This window comes from Candidatus Leptofilum sp. (assembly GCF_965223525.1).
In the GTDB taxonomy this organism is placed as follows: domain Bacteria; phylum Chloroflexota; class Anaerolineae; order Promineifilales; family Promineifilaceae; genus Leptofilum.
The window spans coordinates 2,274,941-2,292,212 of the sequence record NZ_OZ245005.1 but is presented as its reverse complement, the minus strand read 5'-3'; the positions used below and the strand labels follow the sequence as shown (position 1 = coordinate 2,292,212).

Below are 17,272 nucleotides of genomic sequence, written 5' to 3'. Positions count from 1 at the left end.
AGCAAACGATCCAGGTACCACCTGCCTCGCCCATGAAACATGAAAAGTTTGGTGAGTTATGAATTTAGTCACAATTACAAACCCGCGTTCGCCGTTGAGTGAAGCGTTTCGCACACTGCGGACAAATCTATCTTTTTATAGTCTGGAAGCCCCCCTGCGTTCACTGGTGGTTACGTCGCCAGTGATGGGAGAAGGCAAAAGCAGCACGGTGGCTAATTTAGCCGTGACGATGGCGCAAAGCGGCCGTAAAACTGCTTTGGTGGATTGCGATTTGAGACGGCCGTCTCTGCACACCCTCTTCACTCTCAAGGCAGAACCCGGCTTTACGGATGCCATTCTGCACAACGATGAACCGACCTTACAGGAAACGGCCGTTGAAAACCTGTGGCTACTCAGTTCTGGCACCAAGCCCCCCAACCCGGCAGATATTTTAGGCACGCCGCAGGTAGATCAGCTTATTGCCCAGCTGCAAGAAAAAGTGGAAATTATCCTGTTTGATGCCCCTCCAGTGAATGCGGTGACGGATGCGGCCGTTTTGGGAGCTAAAGTGGATGGTGTGCTGCTGGTACTCAGCGCAGGCAAAACCCGCCGCGACCATGCCGAACGCGCCAAAGAGATTCTAGAGAAGGCGCGAGTCAATATTATTGGTGCCACGCTCACCAATGCACCGATGGACAGTTCAATGGAAGCATATTATGGATAGCACGGTGACTGCGTTCTGCCGACGCTTAATGAACAGGTGAAAATCGTGTCCCAGGTGCGGCAGTGCCTGGGATTTTTCGTTTACGGTGGGGATATGCTACATTTTCGCAGGCGTTGCACCAGAACATAGTAATTTTAACCGTCAGATAGTTGGTACATCATGCTTTAAGCATCCATCTTTACACTGTGTCCGCCGCCCAAAAAGCATATTTTATAAACCAAATCACCTATGCCGCAATCTGGAATGTTGCGCTAAAGTGAAGGCCATGGCTACGCTCGAAGCTCCCAAAAATAAATCCCAGCAAAAAGGATTGGTGATTTTGTTCATCATCGTCGTTTTTGGCCTGCTAACGTGGGGGATGTACGAGATGCTCACTGGGCCCGCACGGTATAACAACCGGGATTTCATGAGCCTGTTTGCCGGCGGCAAAGCCATTTTGCGCGGCTTGGATCCATATGATCCGGCGGTGTGGAACCCACTGCGGGCAGAGCTGGGTAGCACCTGGATGCCAGATGATCGCGCCCCGTTCCCTTTGTGGACGCTGATGCTGGTGCTGCCTTTTGCGGCTCTGGATTTAGGCTGGGCGGCAGCGGCATGGCTGGCGTTTTCGCTATGCGTGTTGGGCGGCGGCATGTTTTTGCTGATTAACGCCTACTATTCCAAGCCATTGCCCGTGGCAGAATTTGCTTTGGTGGCGCTCTTCACCTTTACTTACCGCGCCGTGCTGGTAAGCATGAATAATGGGCAGATAACCTTTTTGCTCTTTTTTCTGTTGGCGTTGTTTTTGTGGTTGGTGCGTCGGGAACGGCCGTTCTTAGCGGGCATTATTCTTGCTTTTGTCATTATCAAGCCAAATCCATTTGTGCTGTTTGTACCCGCCTTTGGCCTGTGGCTGCTGTGGCGGCGGCGCTGGCAAATCATTGCCGGGGCAGCAACGGGTGGCCTGGCTATGTTTGCCATTAGCTGGCTGGTGTTGCCAGGTTGGCTTTCTGAATGGCTCAACGTCACAGGCAAAACAGAAGTCACGGCCATCACCCCCACTGTTTGGGGTTTGGCTTATGAAATTTTGCCGGAATGGGGGGCAGTTTTAGGATTGATTTTTGTGGCGGTGGTAACGGCCGTCCTCGGCCTCATCATCTTCCGCAACCAAAGGCTTACCGAAACCGAAGTGATGCCCCTGGCGCTCATTGCCTCCATACTCACCACGCCCTACGCCTGGGTTTATGAACATCTTCTGCTGCTCATCCCTTGCACTCTTATCTATTTGGCAATCAAGCAGCGGGGCATTGCTGCACTTGTTTGGCTGCTAACGGTGTTCATTCTCCCCTGGGGCACCTTCTGGCTAGCCGAAAACCGCGCCAGCGATACGTTTACAGTTCTGGTTCCTCTATTTGTCGCTGCCATTTTTATCTATTATTCACTTTCAGAATCTCCAGTTGGGCATGACACAATTACGTAATTTGACTTTGCAGTCTTTTCGTCGCCACGAATCGCTTTGGGTACTGCTACTTTTTATGCTGCTTACCACCATCGCCGCCTGGAACATTGTCACTGATCTAAATGGGGTCATTGTTGGTGATGACAATGACGCTTACATTAGCGTCTGGGCCAACTGGTGGACAGCGCGTGCGCTAGCAGACCCTGGCACATCACTGTGGCAGACAGATATGATTTTTGCACCTCTGGGTGCAGATTTGACCTTTCACAGTTTTAGCCATTTGAATACGCTGGTGACTTTGGGATTACGGCCGTTTCTAGGCGAGTTACCTGCTCATAATCTTACCGTGTTGCTTAATTATGTTCTAGCTGGATTGAGCATGTATCAACTGGCTAAATACCAAACCAAATCAACAACGGCTGGCATTCTGGCAGGCATTGTATTTGCATTTAATTCCCAAAATCTTTATCAAAGCACGCACCCCAACTTTGTTAGCGTTTGGTGTTTCCCCTGGATCACTTTGTTTTTTATTCGAGCCGTGCAGGAAGATAGTGTGAAGTTTGCTATCTGGGCGGCCCTTTTTGTTTTTCTAGGGGCAGCTACCAGCACCGTTCTGATTATTTTGATGGTTTTCTGGCTGGGGATTTTGACGGTTTACTTTTGGGTAGCTAAAGCATACCCTCGCCCCTCTCTCCGAATCTTGTTTTCATTTGTCGGGCTAAGTGGATTGCTTATCTTGCCACTTGTTTGGCCACAAATTCAATCAGCTTTTTCTACCACTAACGGCAACACCTATCTTCTTGACCCAAATCAATCAATAGGTACTGATATCATTTCGATTTTTCTACCAACCTGGTGGTTAGAAAGAAGCGCAGATTCAGGATTTTTGCCCTCGTATGTTGTTGAAACTTGGGTAAAAAGGGGCATGTATTTAGGCATAGCTCCGTTTTATTTGGCAATGATTGCGCTAAATAAGCAAAGGCAACAATCTCGGTTATGGTTTGTTTTCCTGCTTGTAATTTTTTTATTTGCAATCGGGCCGGTTCCGGCGTTTGTGGGCTTTAGCTTAAAAATCACACTTCCCTGGACGCTGCCCGTTGCGGCCGTTTTGCGGCAAATGTACCGGATGATGATTCTTTTCACGATGGGCTGGGCGATTATTGTAGCTTATGGCTGGGTCGGGTTCCGTCAGCTGCTTAACAAATCACGAACCGTCACGATGTTGGCATTTTTTTTGATTGGTCTGGCGATATTTGTTGACTATACGACCATATCATTCCCACACAGATCGAGCCACACGTCCGCTTTTTACACTGATCATTTGAAAGATGTTCCCGACGATATTGCACTTGCTATCTTGCCCATCGGTCGCCAAGAAAATAAGCGTTACATGTTTTATCAGACCTATCACCAGCACCCCATGATCAACGGCATGGTTGCCCGCGGCAGCGACGCCAAACAGCAGTTCATTGAAGAAAATCCGCTTTTGCGAGCCGGCACAGCAGGTCTTGATCCGGTTGAGTTGCCGAATAATCCAGAAGCTGCCATCCAACAGCTAACCGCAAACCAAATTGGATTTCTCATTATTGATAAGACCTTGATAGAGGATGAAGATTTGTGGCGCGATTATCTACAGCTACCGCTAATTTATGAAGATTCGTTTTTACTTGCCTACAATACAGGATTAATTGATGAATAATCTAGAACATAATCAGCTTCACCTGCCCAACAAAACTCAGAAAGATTCACCCTGGTTCTTTGTGATAATAGCAGCCGCTTTTGTAGGTTTGTACCTATTCAATATCTCCGGCTGGCTTATTCATGATGATGAAGGGACTGATTTGTATGAAGTATGGCAATTATCAATAGGCAAACAGCCTGGCATTGATTTTGTTGCCGAGCAACAGCCGCTTTTCTTGACAATTGGGCAATCCTTATTGAACTTATCGGAAGATTCCGTAACGGCCGTTGGGTACGTTCGACTTGCCTCAGCCATTCAGGTTTTAGCGGGTGCCATCTTCCTGGGATTTGTTGTTAAGCAGCTATGGGATGTGCCTACGGCCGTATTGACGCTAGGCGTCACGCTAACCAGCGGACTTATTTATGAGCAAGCACGGCTGTATCGGCCTGACCCCATGATGTTTGCCTGGGAGCTATTTGGGTTGGGATTTGTTTTGCTGGCGGTGAAGCTGGGGAAACGGCCGTATTGGGCGGCGGCTGGCGTGGCTTACGGAATCGCTGTTTTAACGAAACTGTTTGGCATTTTCCCCGTTATTGGGCTGGTGTTCTTTTTTTTGTATCTATTCATCAAGCAACCACAGCAATGGCAAGAACATCTGCGTAACGGAATTGCTTTTTCCATACCTTTTCTACTGGTGAGCGGCGGTGTATCTCTACTCTTGTACAGTCAGCTTGGCTTCTATTATCAGGAGGTATTCAATCAGCATCTCAGTCTGGGACAAGAAAAAACAATTCTGGATCAAATGATCATAACAGTTTCCACCTATCTCAGCTTTATTCTTGTCAATATGGTCTTTTTGTTCATCTTACCATTGCTCATTATGAATCGTCGTTCTGGAGAATCGAACATAGGTTTCCCAGAAAATGCAATTGTAAATACGCAGTTAATAGTCCCGTTGCTCTTTATCTTCATCACACGCCCAATTTTTCCTCGCTATTTTATGTTTCTAGCCCCAACGCTCTCTTTGATACTCGCTTTGCAACTGAAGGGCTTTTTTAACAAAATTTCTTCGAGCAACAAAAACGCCAACCCAATCATTAGTGTACTTGTTGTAGTCACTATAATTTTCGGATCCATTGTTACATTTCCTAACATCTACAGGCGACTCGTGCGTCAAGAAAATGACACTATTGCTCTCGCACATTTCATACAAGATCATACTGCTCCAAACGACATCGTCGTTTCTGATTATGCGAGTTTGAACTTTCACGCAGAACGGGAGTCAATTTACGAAGCCTCTATCATTGCTGGGGGTCGGATTGGTGGCGGTATTGTTACAGGTGAATTGCTAATTAAACAGATGGAGGAAACCCAAACCGAGCTTGTATTAGTGCATGTCGCCGGAGGTACACCACACCAGCTCATTAAGCTAATAGACTTTGAACTGTTTCAATCCTACTTAGATGAAAACTTTGAGCTAATTACGGTTTTTAACCGTACCGAGCAAAAAATTGAGGTTTACGCACGGAAATGACGGCCGTTTTCAAAAATTCCCGACTGCAACTTGGGTTTCTGATTGTATTGGGGGCTGTTTTACGCTTGCTCAATCTGGATCGGGATAGCTTGTGGCTGGATGAGGCAATTAGTTATTTGGCGGCTGGGTTGCCAGTGGCGCAAATTGCTAACAACACGGTGCAATCCAGTCACCCGCCGCTTTATTATTTCCTGCTCCATTTTTGGCTAAAGCTAATTCCCAACTCGGATACGGCCGTCAAGCTCCTCAGCACCCTCTTCGGCATCCTCCTCATCCCCGCAATTTATATTTTGAGTCAGCAATTTTTTAAGAATCGCACCGTCTCCACAACTGCTGCTGCGCTAACGGCCGTTTCCCCCTTCCACATTTTGTACAGCCATGAACTGCGAATGTATACCTTGCTGATGCTACTGGTGGTGGGTGGCACGGCCGCTTACACCCAGGCACGGCAAAAGCAGAGCAGCGACCGGTGGCTGGCGGCTGGTGGCTTGTTTTTGCTGGCAGTGTACACACATCTCTTTGCTTTTTTGGCACTGGCAGGCGTTGGGCTCCACGCGCTACTGAATTATGGGCAAAACAAGCGTGCCTTTTGGACAACGGTGGCGATGACGGCCGTTATTCTTATCTGCTTTGTCCCCTGGCTAAATCTGATGCTGGCTGAAGCAGACCCCGCGCTGGGCAGTTTACGGCCGTTGCAGCAAGCTACCAACTTTAACCCGCTCAAACCCATCACTGCACCCGTTTTTCTGCTGTTTGGCATGTCTAGCAGCTTTTGGTATAGCGGCCTAATTCTGTTCAGCTTCTTTGCCTACGGCATCATTTTTTTGATGGAGCTACGCAAAATCGAGCGTAGCCAAATCTCGTCCGGGCTGCGGCTGACGCTGTTGATCATCATCTGTGTGCTGGGCGTACCGCTGGGAGTGTATGTGGTACGGCCGTACTTCTTGCCAGAACGCACCTTAGCCGCCGCTGCCCCATTTCTCATTATTTTGCTAGCGTGGGGCGTCACCCGCCGCCAGTCGCCCCTGCCCTACCTTACCGGATTGGCAACTTTGCTCATGGTGATTGGTACCATTAGCTACCACCTGGGGCCAATGGTTAAGCCACCGTACCGGAGCGCAACCAATCACATCGTGGAGAATGCCCAGCCAGAGGATCTGGTTTTGCACACCAGCGACGGCTCTTACCTGCCAGCGCTGCGCTATGCGCCGCAGCTTAATCAAGGTGTGCTAGCAGGCGACCCCGACCCACGGAAGCCAACGGCCGTTTATACCGCGCTGGGTGGGCAAGTGTACTCTTTGGCAGATTTGGAAACGGTGGCAAACGGCCGTTTCTGGGCCATCGTTGCGCTGGAACACAGCATTGAGTGGCAGCAAACTCAGTACGATGCCATCGCCGCCAGCCACACCCTGCTGGATGAGCAGGAAATCGGCGGCATTCGCATCTTCTTATTTGAGCAGGGTACCAAATGAGTTGGCAGAAACGGCCGTTGCTTCCCCTGGTGTGCATCTTGCTGCTGGCCTTTGCGCTGCGGCTGGCTGGGCTGGATAGCCAAAGTTTGTGGTGGGATGAGCTAAAAACTTGGGAACGTGCCACCATGCCGCTGGAAGAAATGTTTGCTGGCCTAATTGGCATTCGTGATCAGGTACCATTCTATTATTGGCTAATGCGCTTCTGGAGCAAAATCGGCACCGAACCGTTCATTCTCCGACTCTTTTCTGTCTATTTAGGCACAGTAAGCGTCGCTTTACTTTACCAAATTGGCCGACGGCTAAATGGTGTGAAATTGGGGCGACTCGCTGCCTTTTTGTTGGCAATTTCACCTTTTCACATCTGGTATTCGCAGGAAGTGCGGATGTATGCTTTGCTGCCAGCTTTGCTGTTGCTGGCACATCTCGCCCTGCTGCGGCTGCTGCAAAAGAACAGCTTCCGTCTGTGGCTGCTGTATGGCTTGGCAATAACGGCCGCTTTGTACACTCACTATTTTGCATTCTTTGTGGTGCTCATCCATTACATCTTTTTTGTGCTGCACATGCGGCAAATCCGCCGCCAGACGACCAGTTGGTTTATGGCTATACTAGTCGTGGGCGCAGCTTTTGCTCCGTGGGCTTACCTAGTAACAACCCGAACCAGTGGTTATAGTGCGGCTGTGCCCGGCTGGATCAATCTTATCCAATGGTCTGACCTGCCCCAGACGCTCACCGTGTTTGCCGCTGGGTTTGGCCTGGGGCGCAGTAGCTGGCTAACAGCCCTTTGCACCGCTGTATTTCTCATTGGCATTGGCAGCAGCCTTCATTTTTTGAGGAAAAAGAAGAGCGTGGACGGTGAGCAATGGCCGTTGTCGCCAAAAACGCTACATGCCCGCCTGCTGCTTATCTGGTTTGTATTGCCACTCACCTTCACTTTTTTGATCTCTTTGGAAAATGGCTTGTTACCCACCACGGGTTTCTCGATTTACCATGATCGGTACCTGATTATAAGTTTGCCACCGTTCCTCCTGCTGGCGGCTCTGGGCTGGCAAAGGTGGCGCAGGCAACTGCCGCTCTTGGAGTTGGCACTATTGCTGATCACGGTAATCTCTAGTTTGGCACTGTGGCAGCAGGTAGACAACCCCGCCTACGCCCGCAGCGGTTGGCAAACCGCGTTTGATCAAATGGAGGCCATCAGTCCAGAAACGGCCGTTGTCATTGGGCATAAAGATATATTGCTGCCAGTAAGTTACTATGGAAACGGCCGCGTCACCTTCGTACAAATTCCGCCACCAGAAACCGATGAAATCACCCCGCTGTTTGCCGAGACAATGAACCAGCAGCTAGCATTTGCAGCTAAACACCACAACCTGGTCTGGCACGCCGAACAGTTTTATAACTTTGACCCACACGGCTTCCCCGATGTGCGAAACAGCGAGGTCACCAGCACCGATCAAACGGTAACTCATAGATGGCTCATCACTCGCGCTCAACAGCTAGAGCAAATCCGGTTGCCTGGGGTAAGGCTTACGCTATACCTTCTTTTGGAACAAAGCGAATGAACAGAATGCTAGAAAAATCATCTTCCACGAACAGTTCAAAACGATGGCCAACGCTTGTACTGGTTGGCTTAATTTTGTTTGTTTTTGCTGAGATGAGCTATTTAAGCCTGGCAAAATTTGCTGGCTTTAACAGCAAATATTTTGATTTGGGGGCGATGAGCCAGGCCATCTGGAGCGTAACGGAGGGACTACCGTTGGTGTTCACCGGGCAAGGCATTGCCATTAGCCGCCTGGCACGGAATGTGGAGCTCATTTACTTCGCCATTGCCCCGATTTATGCCTTATTCCCCACACCGCAAACGCTGCTTGTCATTCAGGCATTTCTGTATGCGCTGGGGGGTATTCCGCTGTACCGGTTGGCAAATCGCAAACTGGGCAACCCCGCTTACGCACTGGTGTTAAGCGCAATTTATCTGTTTTACCCGGTGGCGCAAACGGCCGTACTCGCCGAATTCCATGCAGACCCCCTGGCTGCACCCTTTTTGCTCTTTGCCATCGAAGCCGCCGACAGGAAAGCGTGGCGTAGCTATGCCATTTGGCTAGCTGTTGCCCTAAGCTGCAAATTTTACGTAGCGGCTCCCCTGGCGGCGCTCGGCGCGGTGCTTTGGCTACAAGGCGAGCGGCGTGTGGGCTTGACCACAAGCCTGGCAGCGATTGGCTATGGTCTCATCGCCTTCTTTGCCATCCGTGCGGCCTTTGCCCCACCTGCCGCCGAAGTCGCTCAAGCGGTGAATGTGCAATCCAGTACCATTGGGTATCTAACCAGCCGCTTCAATTTTGCATTTATTGGGCAAACAATTACGCTGCGGCTGGTTCATGCAATCATTGTGCTGATGCCTGCGCTGCTGCTGCTGGGCTGGCGCGCTCCGCTGTGGCTGCTGCCTGTGGCCGTCACGGTGATTCCAGCTCTACTCAGCAGCGATTTCGGACCATCATTCAGCTATCGCACCCATCACTATGCACTGGCAGCACCGTTTTTGGCAACGGCCGTTCTCTTCGGCGCAGCCAAGCAACTAAATGATCCAATCCCAGAGGGAAAAAAACCAGCCTGGCAAGGACGGCTGCGGCTGACGCTGTTCATGGTGTTGGTATTCAATCTGGCGTTCATAGACACGCCGATCAGCCCACAGTTTTACCTGGATCGCCCGGCATTGGATCAGGGCTTGAGCAGCACGCGCTTTGGCATTATTCCGCGAGACAGCTTCAAAGCTGAGTGGCTGGCCGCCAATGTGCCAGATGCCGTTCCGCTAGCAGCCGAGCAGCTTTCGGCGGTGCGGTTAGCAAATCGGGAGGTATTGTATCTAACCAATTACATAGACGGCCGTCCGCTGCTAGAGCTGCTGCCACAGGTGGAATTTGTGGTGGTGGATGCACTGTACGATGCTGCCCTGGCCGATCCGGCGGAAACGGAGCGCATCTTTGAAGGTGGGGCTGGCTACGAACACGAAACCATTCGCACCCTGTTGGCTCAGTCGGATTTTAAGCTGCTGGCCATGCAGGATGGACTGCTGCTTTTTGGGCGAGAGGGTGATGGGTTGGTTACGCCCACACTGAGTGCAGCCGAAGCGGCCGTTTCCCACCAAACAACCCCACTTGCCACTTTTAACGAAATTGTCCTACTCGATTACACCGTTGCCGCCGTTGGATCAAATCGCTATCGCATCAAGGCTACCTGGCAGCTCACAACGCCGCTAGCCGAGGCTCCCAATCGCTTTGCCGTCACTCACATTGTGGGATTGCCCCATACGCGCCTGGTTCACTTGCCTGCTTCCGTTTTGGAGCCGCCCCAAAATTGGCAGGTCGGGCAAATCCTTACTGAATCATTTGAATTTGAACTGCCAGCCAACGCACCAAGCGGCAGCTATGAGCTAACCGTGGGCTGGTACGACGCAGATCACATTTTTGGTGCCGGCACAGACGAGCGCAGCCGCATAGGTGAAGCGGCGGTGGTTAGCACAATTACATTTCCTTGACAATTCTTGTTCCACGCTCTGCGTGGAATGAGTTTGGCGACGCTCTGCGTCCAATAGGACACAGAGCGTAGGAACAAGCAGATAATGGCGATGGATTCCCGCCTTCGCGGGAATGACGATTGTAAACTTATGGCTGTGATAAAAATTTCGCAAAAAGAGTGGTTGCTGGCAGCAGGCGTGGCGGTGGCCACGGCCGTTCTCGGCCTGATTCCGTACTGGCTGGGCAACCTGCTCGCCCCAGATGATCTGGTTTACATGCAGCTCATCATGAATCCGGAGGATGCCCAAACTTACTGGGCCAAAATGCTGCAAGGGTTCGATGGCGCTTGGCTATACACCATTCCTTTTACGCCGGAGCCACATGCGGCGGCGGGCGTGGGTGTTTTTTACGTCTGGCTGGGGCAGTTGGCACGGGGATTGGGTGTGTCGTTAACGGCCGTCTGGCACGGTAGCCGCTTCGTCGCCAGCATCCTCCTTTTCCTTATCACGTTCCGCTTTGTTGCCGCTTTTTTACCAGATAGACGAAGCCGTTGGGCAGCCTATTTGCTAGCAATTTATGGCTCCGGGCTCGGCTGGCTGCTCTTTGTATTGGGGCAAAATTATTGGCTGGGCGCGTTCCCCGTTGATTTTAAGCAGCCGGGAGCACATCTCTTTTTTACGGCACTCACTTTTCCGCACATTTCGGTGGGAACGGCCGTTATTTTGTTCGACGTCTTGATCTTACGAAAAATTGGCAGCCAATTGTCTCATGCAAAATCGCAAAGCCACGAAGAAAAAAATCTGCGCCAATCTGCGAAATCTGTGGCTAAAGAAAATCGAAAGCTTTGGGGCTGGGCAGTACTGGCTGGGTTGGCAAATATAGTGCTGGGAGTGGCATATCCATTTTTAATTTACATTGTGGCGGGAACGGCCGTACTCATCTACATCCATCTGCTTTGGCAGCAACGCCAAATTTTGTGGCGCGTGGGCTGGCAAATCGCCACGATGTTCCTTATTCCCGCGCCGCTCTACCTTTACTACCTCTCCGTTTGGCGCAGCAATGAGGTATTCCGGCTGTGGGACGCCCAGGCAGGCACGCCTGCTGCACCGTGGCCTCATTACCTGGTCGCTTTTGGGCCAATGCTGCTGCTAGCCGGTTTGTTTTGGTGGCAACGGCCTGAAAAACGGCCGCTTTTCACCATCTTGTGGGTGTGGATTTTGACGGCGACACTGCTGCTTTATTCGCCACTGAACCCGCAGCGACGCTTTATCCAGGGCGTACATGTGCCGCTAGCGGTATTGGCTGCTGCCGGATTTGTGCGGGTGGTGCTGCCCCGTTGGCAAAACGGCCGTCTCTGGCAAAAAATCATCACCTACCCCCGCTACGAAACCGCCAAACTGCGCCGCTTCATCATCGCAGTTTTCCTGCTAGGAATGAGCCTCTCCAACATCTACCTTTGGCTGGATGTAAGCCGCATTGCCGCTTTCACTCAGGCAGATTTATTCTTCCGGCCAGCGGCGGAGATAGAAACGGTGAATTGGCTACGCGAAAACGGTGAGGGTACGGCCGTCGTGCTCGGCAGCTACCAAACCGGGAACCTTGTAGCGGCACAGACAGGGCAGCGGGTTATGTTGGGCCATTGGGCAGAGACGGTGGATTTTGTGGGGAAGGAAACGGCCGTTAATCAATTCTTCAACGCCTCAACCAGCGACACTTGGCGACAAAATTTGCTTCATGAATTTGGCATTGACACCATCTGGTACGGTCCCTGTGAACAAGAATTGGGCGATTTTGCTCCAGAAACGGCCGTTTACCTCACCCCCATCTACCAAAACAAATCCATCACCATATTTTCCGTATTGCCATAGACGAATCCTCCCATTTCACCTAAAATCATTCGCAATGCGTGCTTTACTTCAGAGAGTTTCTTCTGCCAATGTCACCGTAGACGACCGTATCATCGGCCAAATTGATCGCGGCTTTGTCATTTTGCTGGGCGTCACCCACAGCGACACCACTGCCGAGGCCGACTGGCTGGCCAACAAAATTGCCGGGCTGCGCCTGTTTGAAGACGAGGCAAGCAAAATGAACCTCAGTTTGGCAGAGGTGGCAGGTAGCGTGCTGGTTGTGTCTCAATTTACGCTGTACGGAGATGCGAGAAAGGGAAGACGGCCGTCCTTCACCGCCGCTGCCCGCCCCCAACAAGCTGAACCATTAGTGGATTATTTTTGTGAACGTCTACGCCAATCCGGGCTCATGGTTGCCACCGGCCAATTTGGGGCGATGATGCAGGTGAACATCCAAAATGATGGCCCCGTGACCCTCATGCTAGAGAGAGACGCGGCGAATGGCTGAATCTGACCAAAACGTCCAACTAGAACAGTTATTGCACGCCATCAACCACGATTTGCGTACGCCGTTGGGCAATATTCGCTCCGCCGCCACCATTTTGCTGCAAGACCTCAGCGACCCGCTCACCAAAGATCAGCGCGTTTTCCTGGAAATTATCAACCGCTCCGTCGTTCGCATTTTAGACCAAAGCAATCGGCTCTCGCTGTTTTGGGAAGTTGCCTTTAGGCAATCTGAACTGGAAGCTGTGCAGCTATCAGAACTTCTGGCAAACACCAAGAAAACGTTACGCAACAGCTACGAAATTGAAGAGGTCATCTTTAGTACCAACAGCGATCCGATTGTGTATTGCCACCCCCATGTTCTAGCCGCTTTGTTGGCTCTGCTTGCTGCTGGTGACACAAAGCAACAGCCTGAAACCATAGCCCCACCACCTCCAACCATTCAAGTCATTGCAAAACCTGATCAAGTTCGGTTCAGCATCAGTAGCCAGATGCCCGCGCACATCTTTGCCCAAACCCTAACCAATCTGGCTAGCGAAATTGTGCAGCTGCATGACGGCACGCTGGCAAGTACAGTTGAAAACGGCCGTAAACAGTTCACCTTCACCATCCCCCACACCACGTCTAAAGATTAAAAATATCGCGTTTTTGCCCAAAACGAGGTAAAAATCTGGAAAATCGATCCGTTCAGGATTTCATAGATTGAAGGATGAAATAAATAACTTATGCGAAAAATTTGGCTACTATTTTTGCTAATCTTGACCACTTTTTTTGTTAGCTGCGGCGGAGCCGACACCGCTATACCCACAGCAACCAGCGAACCTGCTACTGAAATTGCTGTGGTCGAACCAACAGCTACCGACACGGCCACTGCAGAACCCACTGTCACAGATACGGCCATTCCCTCCACAAACACCCCAACCACAGAACCGCCTACCGCCACCACACCACCCACAGCGACCACGTCGCCTACCCCCACAGATGAACCCACTGAAACACCAACGACGACAGCCACCAGCACCAATCCAGACCCGACCTCAGTGAATCCAAACCCAACCTCTGTTGAGCCAAATCCCACTTCCACAGAGCCTGACCCTACGGCCGAATCCACCCCCAGCGGCCCACCGCCACCTGCCCCACCCGCCAATCCCGGCGGTGTGGAAGCCCCCACCGACTATAACTACCCGGCCAACACCGACGTGGTCGGTTGGGAAAACCGCATCCGCGTGCCTGCCGGATTTAGCGTAAACTATTACGGCCGTGTGGATGGCCAACCCACCAGCATCGCTTTTAGCCCGGTGGATGGCCAGCTTTACATTGCCGTCCAGGCAGGCACCATTTACAAAATGGATAGCGCAGGCGGCGTCAGCACCTACGCCGGGGGCTTTCTTGTGCCCACTGGCATCGCCTTCCGCCCTGGCACCAACGATCTGTACGTTTCCAGCCGGGTTGTAGAAGCCAATGTGGGTGGCGAAGCCCAAGTCTCTATCGTCAATCGCGGGCAGCTCATTGGCGGGCTGCCCTGCTGCTACACCTTCTACCACGCCGCCAACGGCATCGCCTTTGGGCCAGATGGCTTTGGCTACGTTGGTGTTGGCGCACGGGCTGATCATGGTGAAATTTTGGATGGTCCTAACGCTGGGCAGCAGGACGAGCTACACCCGCTAGAAGCCTCCATTTTGCGCTTCAACCCGGACACCGGTGAAGTTTCCGTTTACGCCACGGGCTTCCGCAACCCCTACGACATCGCCTGGGACGGCTTTGGCCAACTATGGGCCACCGACAACACCCCAGACTTTGATCCGCCGGAACGTTTGCACCGCGTCGTGCCAGGCGCTAATCACGGCTACCCCTACTACGATTGCGATGTTTGCTTTAGCCCGCCGCCCGGCGTGACGGTGATTCCACCGTTGGGGTTGTTCACACCCAGCTCATCGCCAACGGGCGTCGCTGTATACAACGGCAGCCAATTCCCCGGCTACAACAATGCCATCTTCGTGACGCTGTGGAGCGCATTTGTGGGCGCACAAAAGGTGATGCACATCGGCGCAGGCGGGTCATCTGCCCCAGTTAACTTTGCCACTGGCTTTGCTGCCCCCATTGACGTGGTAACCGGCCCGGACGGCAGCCTCTACGTGGCGGATTGGGCGACTGGCATCATTTTCCAGATTAGCTACACGGGATAAAAATATGAAGCACAAACTGGCGGTTTCAATAACTTTCCTGGTTCTCTTTTGGGGAGCTCTTGTTAGCTGCCAGTCTGATCCGCCGCTTATTGAACCAACAGAAACGGCCGTTTCCACACAACAAGCTGAATTGGCAACGGAAACGGCCGATACTCCAACGGCGCTCGGCACAAATCCACCCACGAACACGCCAACACTGGAACCATCCCCCACAGCAACGGCAACGCTACCACCAACACCAACCGCTACAGCCACGGCGACCGCGACGGTAACGGCCGTTCCCACCCCCACATTTGCCTTAACCCAAAGAGAACCAACCCTGGCAGAAATCGAGGAATTTTTAACGCAATCACCAGTTTTATTTTTCCACCAAAATGGCGATGTGGAGTTGCTCTCCTTAAATGACTTCCTCAACGAATATCATCTGTCCGAACACACTGAAGTTTTTTACGAAGATGTTAATGGCGACAAGGAAATGGATTTAATTGTGGCAGACCTCAATCTGTTAGGATGGAAACCGGGGTTTGTCATCGTTACACTATGGAACGAAAACCAATACAGTACGCCGTTTATCATCATGGACAATGCCAAATACTCTCCTGGATTAAGGGTCACTTTTGAAGATTGGACTGACGACGCTACTCCAGAAGTTATTTTTGATTTTAGTTCAGATACAGGCGGTACAGGTTTTCAGGAAACGACCTGGAAACGTTACGTGATTCATTGTCAAACTTCTTGTAATGTCGTCTGGTGGGGAATGACTGGGCAACTATCCAGCTACACCAGTATGGGCTTAATTACAACTGTCACTGAAATAAAAGTTGATGAGGAAGGCAATCTTAGCCTAACAATTATAGATGAATCTTTTTTTGCTCCAGATGTGAGAGGATTTGGTCACATATCCTCTTCCCACCGTGTCCTTACCTCTACAATGAAAACTTACACCTGGAATGGAGCAAATTTTGAGCAAACCTCAACAAATATTGTTACGCCAGAATTCACAGTCACATCTGATTCTATGCTTTCCTTAAACAGCCAAGAAAATGGTTCGACGATGATCCTCTCGGAACTCGATGAGTCAGATTATTATCGACCAATTTTCCGTTGCACACTCAACCACAATAACAAGGCAATAGGTGAACCTTTTGAGTGCCTGCCAGATTTCACCAAAATCTTCTGGCAAGACATCACAAACGATGAAGAGGAAGAACTTGTTGTTCTGGCTACTGGTCTAGGAACACAGCAATTGCTTGCCTATGAAGTCAATGAACAAGAAACAATCCAAATTGCTAACGTAACCGGGGACATCATTCGCTCCGATCTGTTTGGCGTTCGTCTGGGAGATGTTGACGCGGATGGTCAAATAGAGATTCTTGCCGGACGCGGATACGCCACAGAGGGATCAGATTGCAAAATTTATGTAGGGATTTTTGGCCCCGGTGAATCCGAATTTTGCTGGTGGAATGAGCTAAATTTGTGGGAGGAAATTTACCGCTGGGATGGGGAGCAATTTGTACCTGAATCTGAGCAATAAGGCTACTACGTGACAGTCACTTTGAAAGTGACTGTCACGTTACCCAATACGGCCGTTCCCTTGCTATAATCTGCCCATGAGTACACTCAAATCCCGCTACCATGCTGTTCAGCAACAAATTGCATTAGCCGCGCAGCAAGCCAACCGCAACCCGGAAAAAATTGCGCTGGTGGCCGTGACCAAAACGTGGCCTGTGGAAACGATTTTGGCCGCCTACGCCGCCGGAATGCGCCACTTTGGTGAAAATCGAGCCGAAGAATTGGCAGCAAAACGTCCGGCAGTGGAAGCTGAACTCGGCCCAGACAGCGGCATCGTCTGGCACTTCATCGGTACACTGCAAAGCCGCAAAACCAACCTGGTAGCTGACCACGCCGACACCTTTCACGCGCTGGACCGGCTAAAAATTGCCAATCGCCTCTCGAAACGACTGGTGGAGAACGGCCGTTCCACAACCCGCCCTCTCCCCTCATTTCTAGAAATCAACATTTCCGGCGAGATGAGCAAATCAGGAATAAATTGTGTAGATTGGGAAAATAGTGCAACCCAACGCGCCGAAATCCGTAACTTGGGGGAAACGGTGGCCGCTTTGCCGGGTTTAACCCTCCAGGGCATCATGACGATGGCTCCGTGGCAAGCTGACCCAGACTTCATAAGCACTGTTTTTAAGCGCACCCGCCTGCTAGCAGAATGGTTGGCTGAGGAGATTGGATTGGAACGGCCGTTAGCCCTCTCAATGGGCATGACAGACGACTATCCATTGGCCATCGCCGAAGGTACCACCCATGTGCGCGTTGGCCGCGCCCTCTTTGGTGTGCGGCACCTTCATTAACACCAAGACCTGCTAGGTTTTGCAAAACCTGA

13 protein-coding genes are annotated in these 17,272 nt (G+C 51.2%); all 13 read left to right on the top strand.

Annotated elements, in window-relative coordinates:
- Positions 1 to 58: 58 nt before the first annotated feature.
- The 13 genes from ACOQPM_RS26875 to ACOQPM_RS26815 all read left to right on the top strand — a co-directional run bounded on the left by ACOQPM_RS26875 (position 59) and on the right by ACOQPM_RS26815 (position 17,240).
- Positions 59 to 703 carry a CpsD/CapB family tyrosine-protein kinase gene (locus ACOQPM_RS26875; protein WP_420631477.1) on the top strand — a complete coding sequence of 215 codons (645 nt, stop codon included), beginning with the start codon at positions 59 to 61 and terminating at the stop codon, positions 701 to 703.
- 265 nt (positions 704 to 968) lie between these two features.
- Positions 969 to 2,162, top strand: coding sequence for a glycosyltransferase family 87 protein (locus ACOQPM_RS26870; protein WP_420631476.1), 1,194 nt, complete (start codon positions 969 to 971; stop codon positions 2,160 to 2,162).
- Complete coding sequence (locus ACOQPM_RS26865; protein WP_420631475.1) at positions 2,146 to 3,840, top strand: hypothetical protein; 1,695 nt, start codon at positions 2,146 to 2,148, stop codon at positions 3,838 to 3,840. The genes ACOQPM_RS26870 and ACOQPM_RS26865 overlap by 17 nt, the downstream gene beginning before the upstream one ends.
- Positions 3,833 to 5,356 (top strand): ArnT family glycosyltransferase, encoded by a 1,524-nt coding sequence (locus tag ACOQPM_RS26860; RefSeq protein WP_420631474.1) that lies wholly within the window; start codon positions 3,833 to 3,835, stop codon positions 5,354 to 5,356. Before ACOQPM_RS26865 ends, ACOQPM_RS26860 begins: the two co-directional genes overlap by 8 nt.
- Positions 5,353 to 6,828 carry a glycosyltransferase family 39 protein gene (locus tag ACOQPM_RS26855; protein WP_420631473.1) on the top strand — a complete coding sequence of 492 codons (1,476 nt, stop codon included), beginning with the start codon at positions 5,353 to 5,355 and terminating at the stop codon, positions 6,826 to 6,828. The genes ACOQPM_RS26860 and ACOQPM_RS26855 overlap by 4 nt, the downstream gene beginning before the upstream one ends.
- A complete protein-coding gene (locus tag ACOQPM_RS26850) occupies positions 6,825 to 8,387 on the top strand; it encodes a glycosyltransferase family 39 protein (protein WP_420631472.1) in 1,563 nt (520 codons plus the stop codon). Before ACOQPM_RS26855 ends, ACOQPM_RS26850 begins: the two co-directional genes overlap by 4 nt.
- A complete protein-coding gene (locus ACOQPM_RS26845; protein WP_420631471.1) occupies positions 8,384 to 10,360 on the top strand; it encodes a DUF2079 domain-containing protein in 1,977 nt (658 codons plus the stop codon). Before ACOQPM_RS26850 ends, ACOQPM_RS26845 begins: the two co-directional genes overlap by 4 nt.
- 129 nt (positions 10,361 to 10,489) lie before the next feature.
- Positions 10,490 to 12,208 carry a hypothetical protein gene (locus tag ACOQPM_RS26840; RefSeq protein WP_420631470.1) on the top strand — a complete coding sequence of 573 codons (1,719 nt, stop codon included), beginning with the start codon at positions 10,490 to 10,492 and terminating at the stop codon, positions 12,206 to 12,208.
- Between the two features lie 34 nt (positions 12,209 to 12,242).
- Positions 12,243 to 12,695, top strand: coding sequence for a D-aminoacyl-tRNA deacylase (gene dtd / locus ACOQPM_RS26835; RefSeq protein WP_420631469.1), 453 nt, complete (start codon positions 12,243 to 12,245; stop codon positions 12,693 to 12,695).
- Positions 12,688 to 13,326 carry a histidine kinase dimerization/phospho-acceptor domain-containing protein gene (locus tag ACOQPM_RS26830; RefSeq protein ID WP_420631468.1) on the top strand — a complete coding sequence of 213 codons (639 nt, stop codon included), beginning with the start codon at positions 12,688 to 12,690 and terminating at the stop codon, positions 13,324 to 13,326. Before dtd ends, ACOQPM_RS26830 begins: the two co-directional genes overlap by 8 nt.
- 90 nt (positions 13,327 to 13,416) lie before the next feature.
- The gene (locus ACOQPM_RS26825; RefSeq protein WP_420631467.1) at positions 13,417 to 14,877 is read left to right on the top strand and encodes a PQQ-dependent sugar dehydrogenase; all 1,461 of its coding nucleotides are present in this window, start codon (positions 13,417 to 13,419) and stop codon (positions 14,875 to 14,877) included.
- A gap of 130 nt (positions 14,878 to 15,007) precedes the next feature.
- On the top strand, positions 15,008 to 16,411 hold the full coding sequence (locus ACOQPM_RS26820) for a hypothetical protein (protein WP_420631466.1): 1,404 nt from the start codon (positions 15,008 to 15,010) through the stop codon (positions 16,409 to 16,411).
- A gap of 76 nt (positions 16,412 to 16,487) precedes the next feature.
- Positions 16,488 to 17,240, top strand: coding sequence for a YggS family pyridoxal phosphate-dependent enzyme (locus ACOQPM_RS26815; protein WP_420631465.1), 753 nt, complete (start codon positions 16,488 to 16,490; stop codon positions 17,238 to 17,240).
- Positions 17,241 to 17,272: the final 32 nt, after the last annotated feature.

Bases quoted from the DNA above. Each gene is read 5' to 3' on its own strand.
- ACOQPM_RS26860 (WP_420631474.1), top strand. From the start codon at position 3,833: ATGAATAATCTAGAACATAATCAGCTTCACCTGCCCAACAAAACTCAG.
- ACOQPM_RS26875 (WP_420631477.1), top strand. From the start codon at position 59: ATGAATTTAGTCACAATTACAAACCCGCGTTCGCCGTTGAGTGAAGCG.
- ACOQPM_RS26830 (WP_420631468.1), top strand. From the start codon at position 12,688: ATGGCTGAATCTGACCAAAACGTCCAACTAGAACAGTTATTGCACGCC.
- ACOQPM_RS26850 (WP_420631472.1), top strand. From the start codon at position 6,825: ATGAGTTGGCAGAAACGGCCGTTGCTTCCCCTGGTGTGCATCTTGCTG.
- dtd (WP_420631469.1), top strand. From the start codon at position 12,243: ATGCGTGCTTTACTTCAGAGAGTTTCTTCTGCCAATGTCACCGTAGAC.
- ACOQPM_RS26855 (WP_420631473.1), top strand. From the start codon at position 5,353: ATGACGGCCGTTTTCAAAAATTCCCGACTGCAACTTGGGTTTCTGATT.
- ACOQPM_RS26870 (WP_420631476.1), top strand. From the start codon at position 969: ATGGCTACGCTCGAAGCTCCCAAAAATAAATCCCAGCAAAAAGGATTG.
- ACOQPM_RS26845 (WP_420631471.1), top strand. From the start codon at position 8,384: ATGAACAGAATGCTAGAAAAATCATCTTCCACGAACAGTTCAAAACGA.
- ACOQPM_RS26840 (WP_420631470.1), top strand. From the start codon at position 10,490: ATGGCTGTGATAAAAATTTCGCAAAAAGAGTGGTTGCTGGCAGCAGGC.
- ACOQPM_RS26825 (WP_420631467.1), top strand. From the start codon at position 13,417: ATGCGAAAAATTTGGCTACTATTTTTGCTAATCTTGACCACTTTTTTT.
- ACOQPM_RS26865 (WP_420631475.1), top strand. From the start codon at position 2,146: ATGACACAATTACGTAATTTGACTTTGCAGTCTTTTCGTCGCCACGAA.
- ACOQPM_RS26815 (WP_420631465.1), top strand. From the start codon at position 16,488: ATGAGTACACTCAAATCCCGCTACCATGCTGTTCAGCAACAAATTGCA.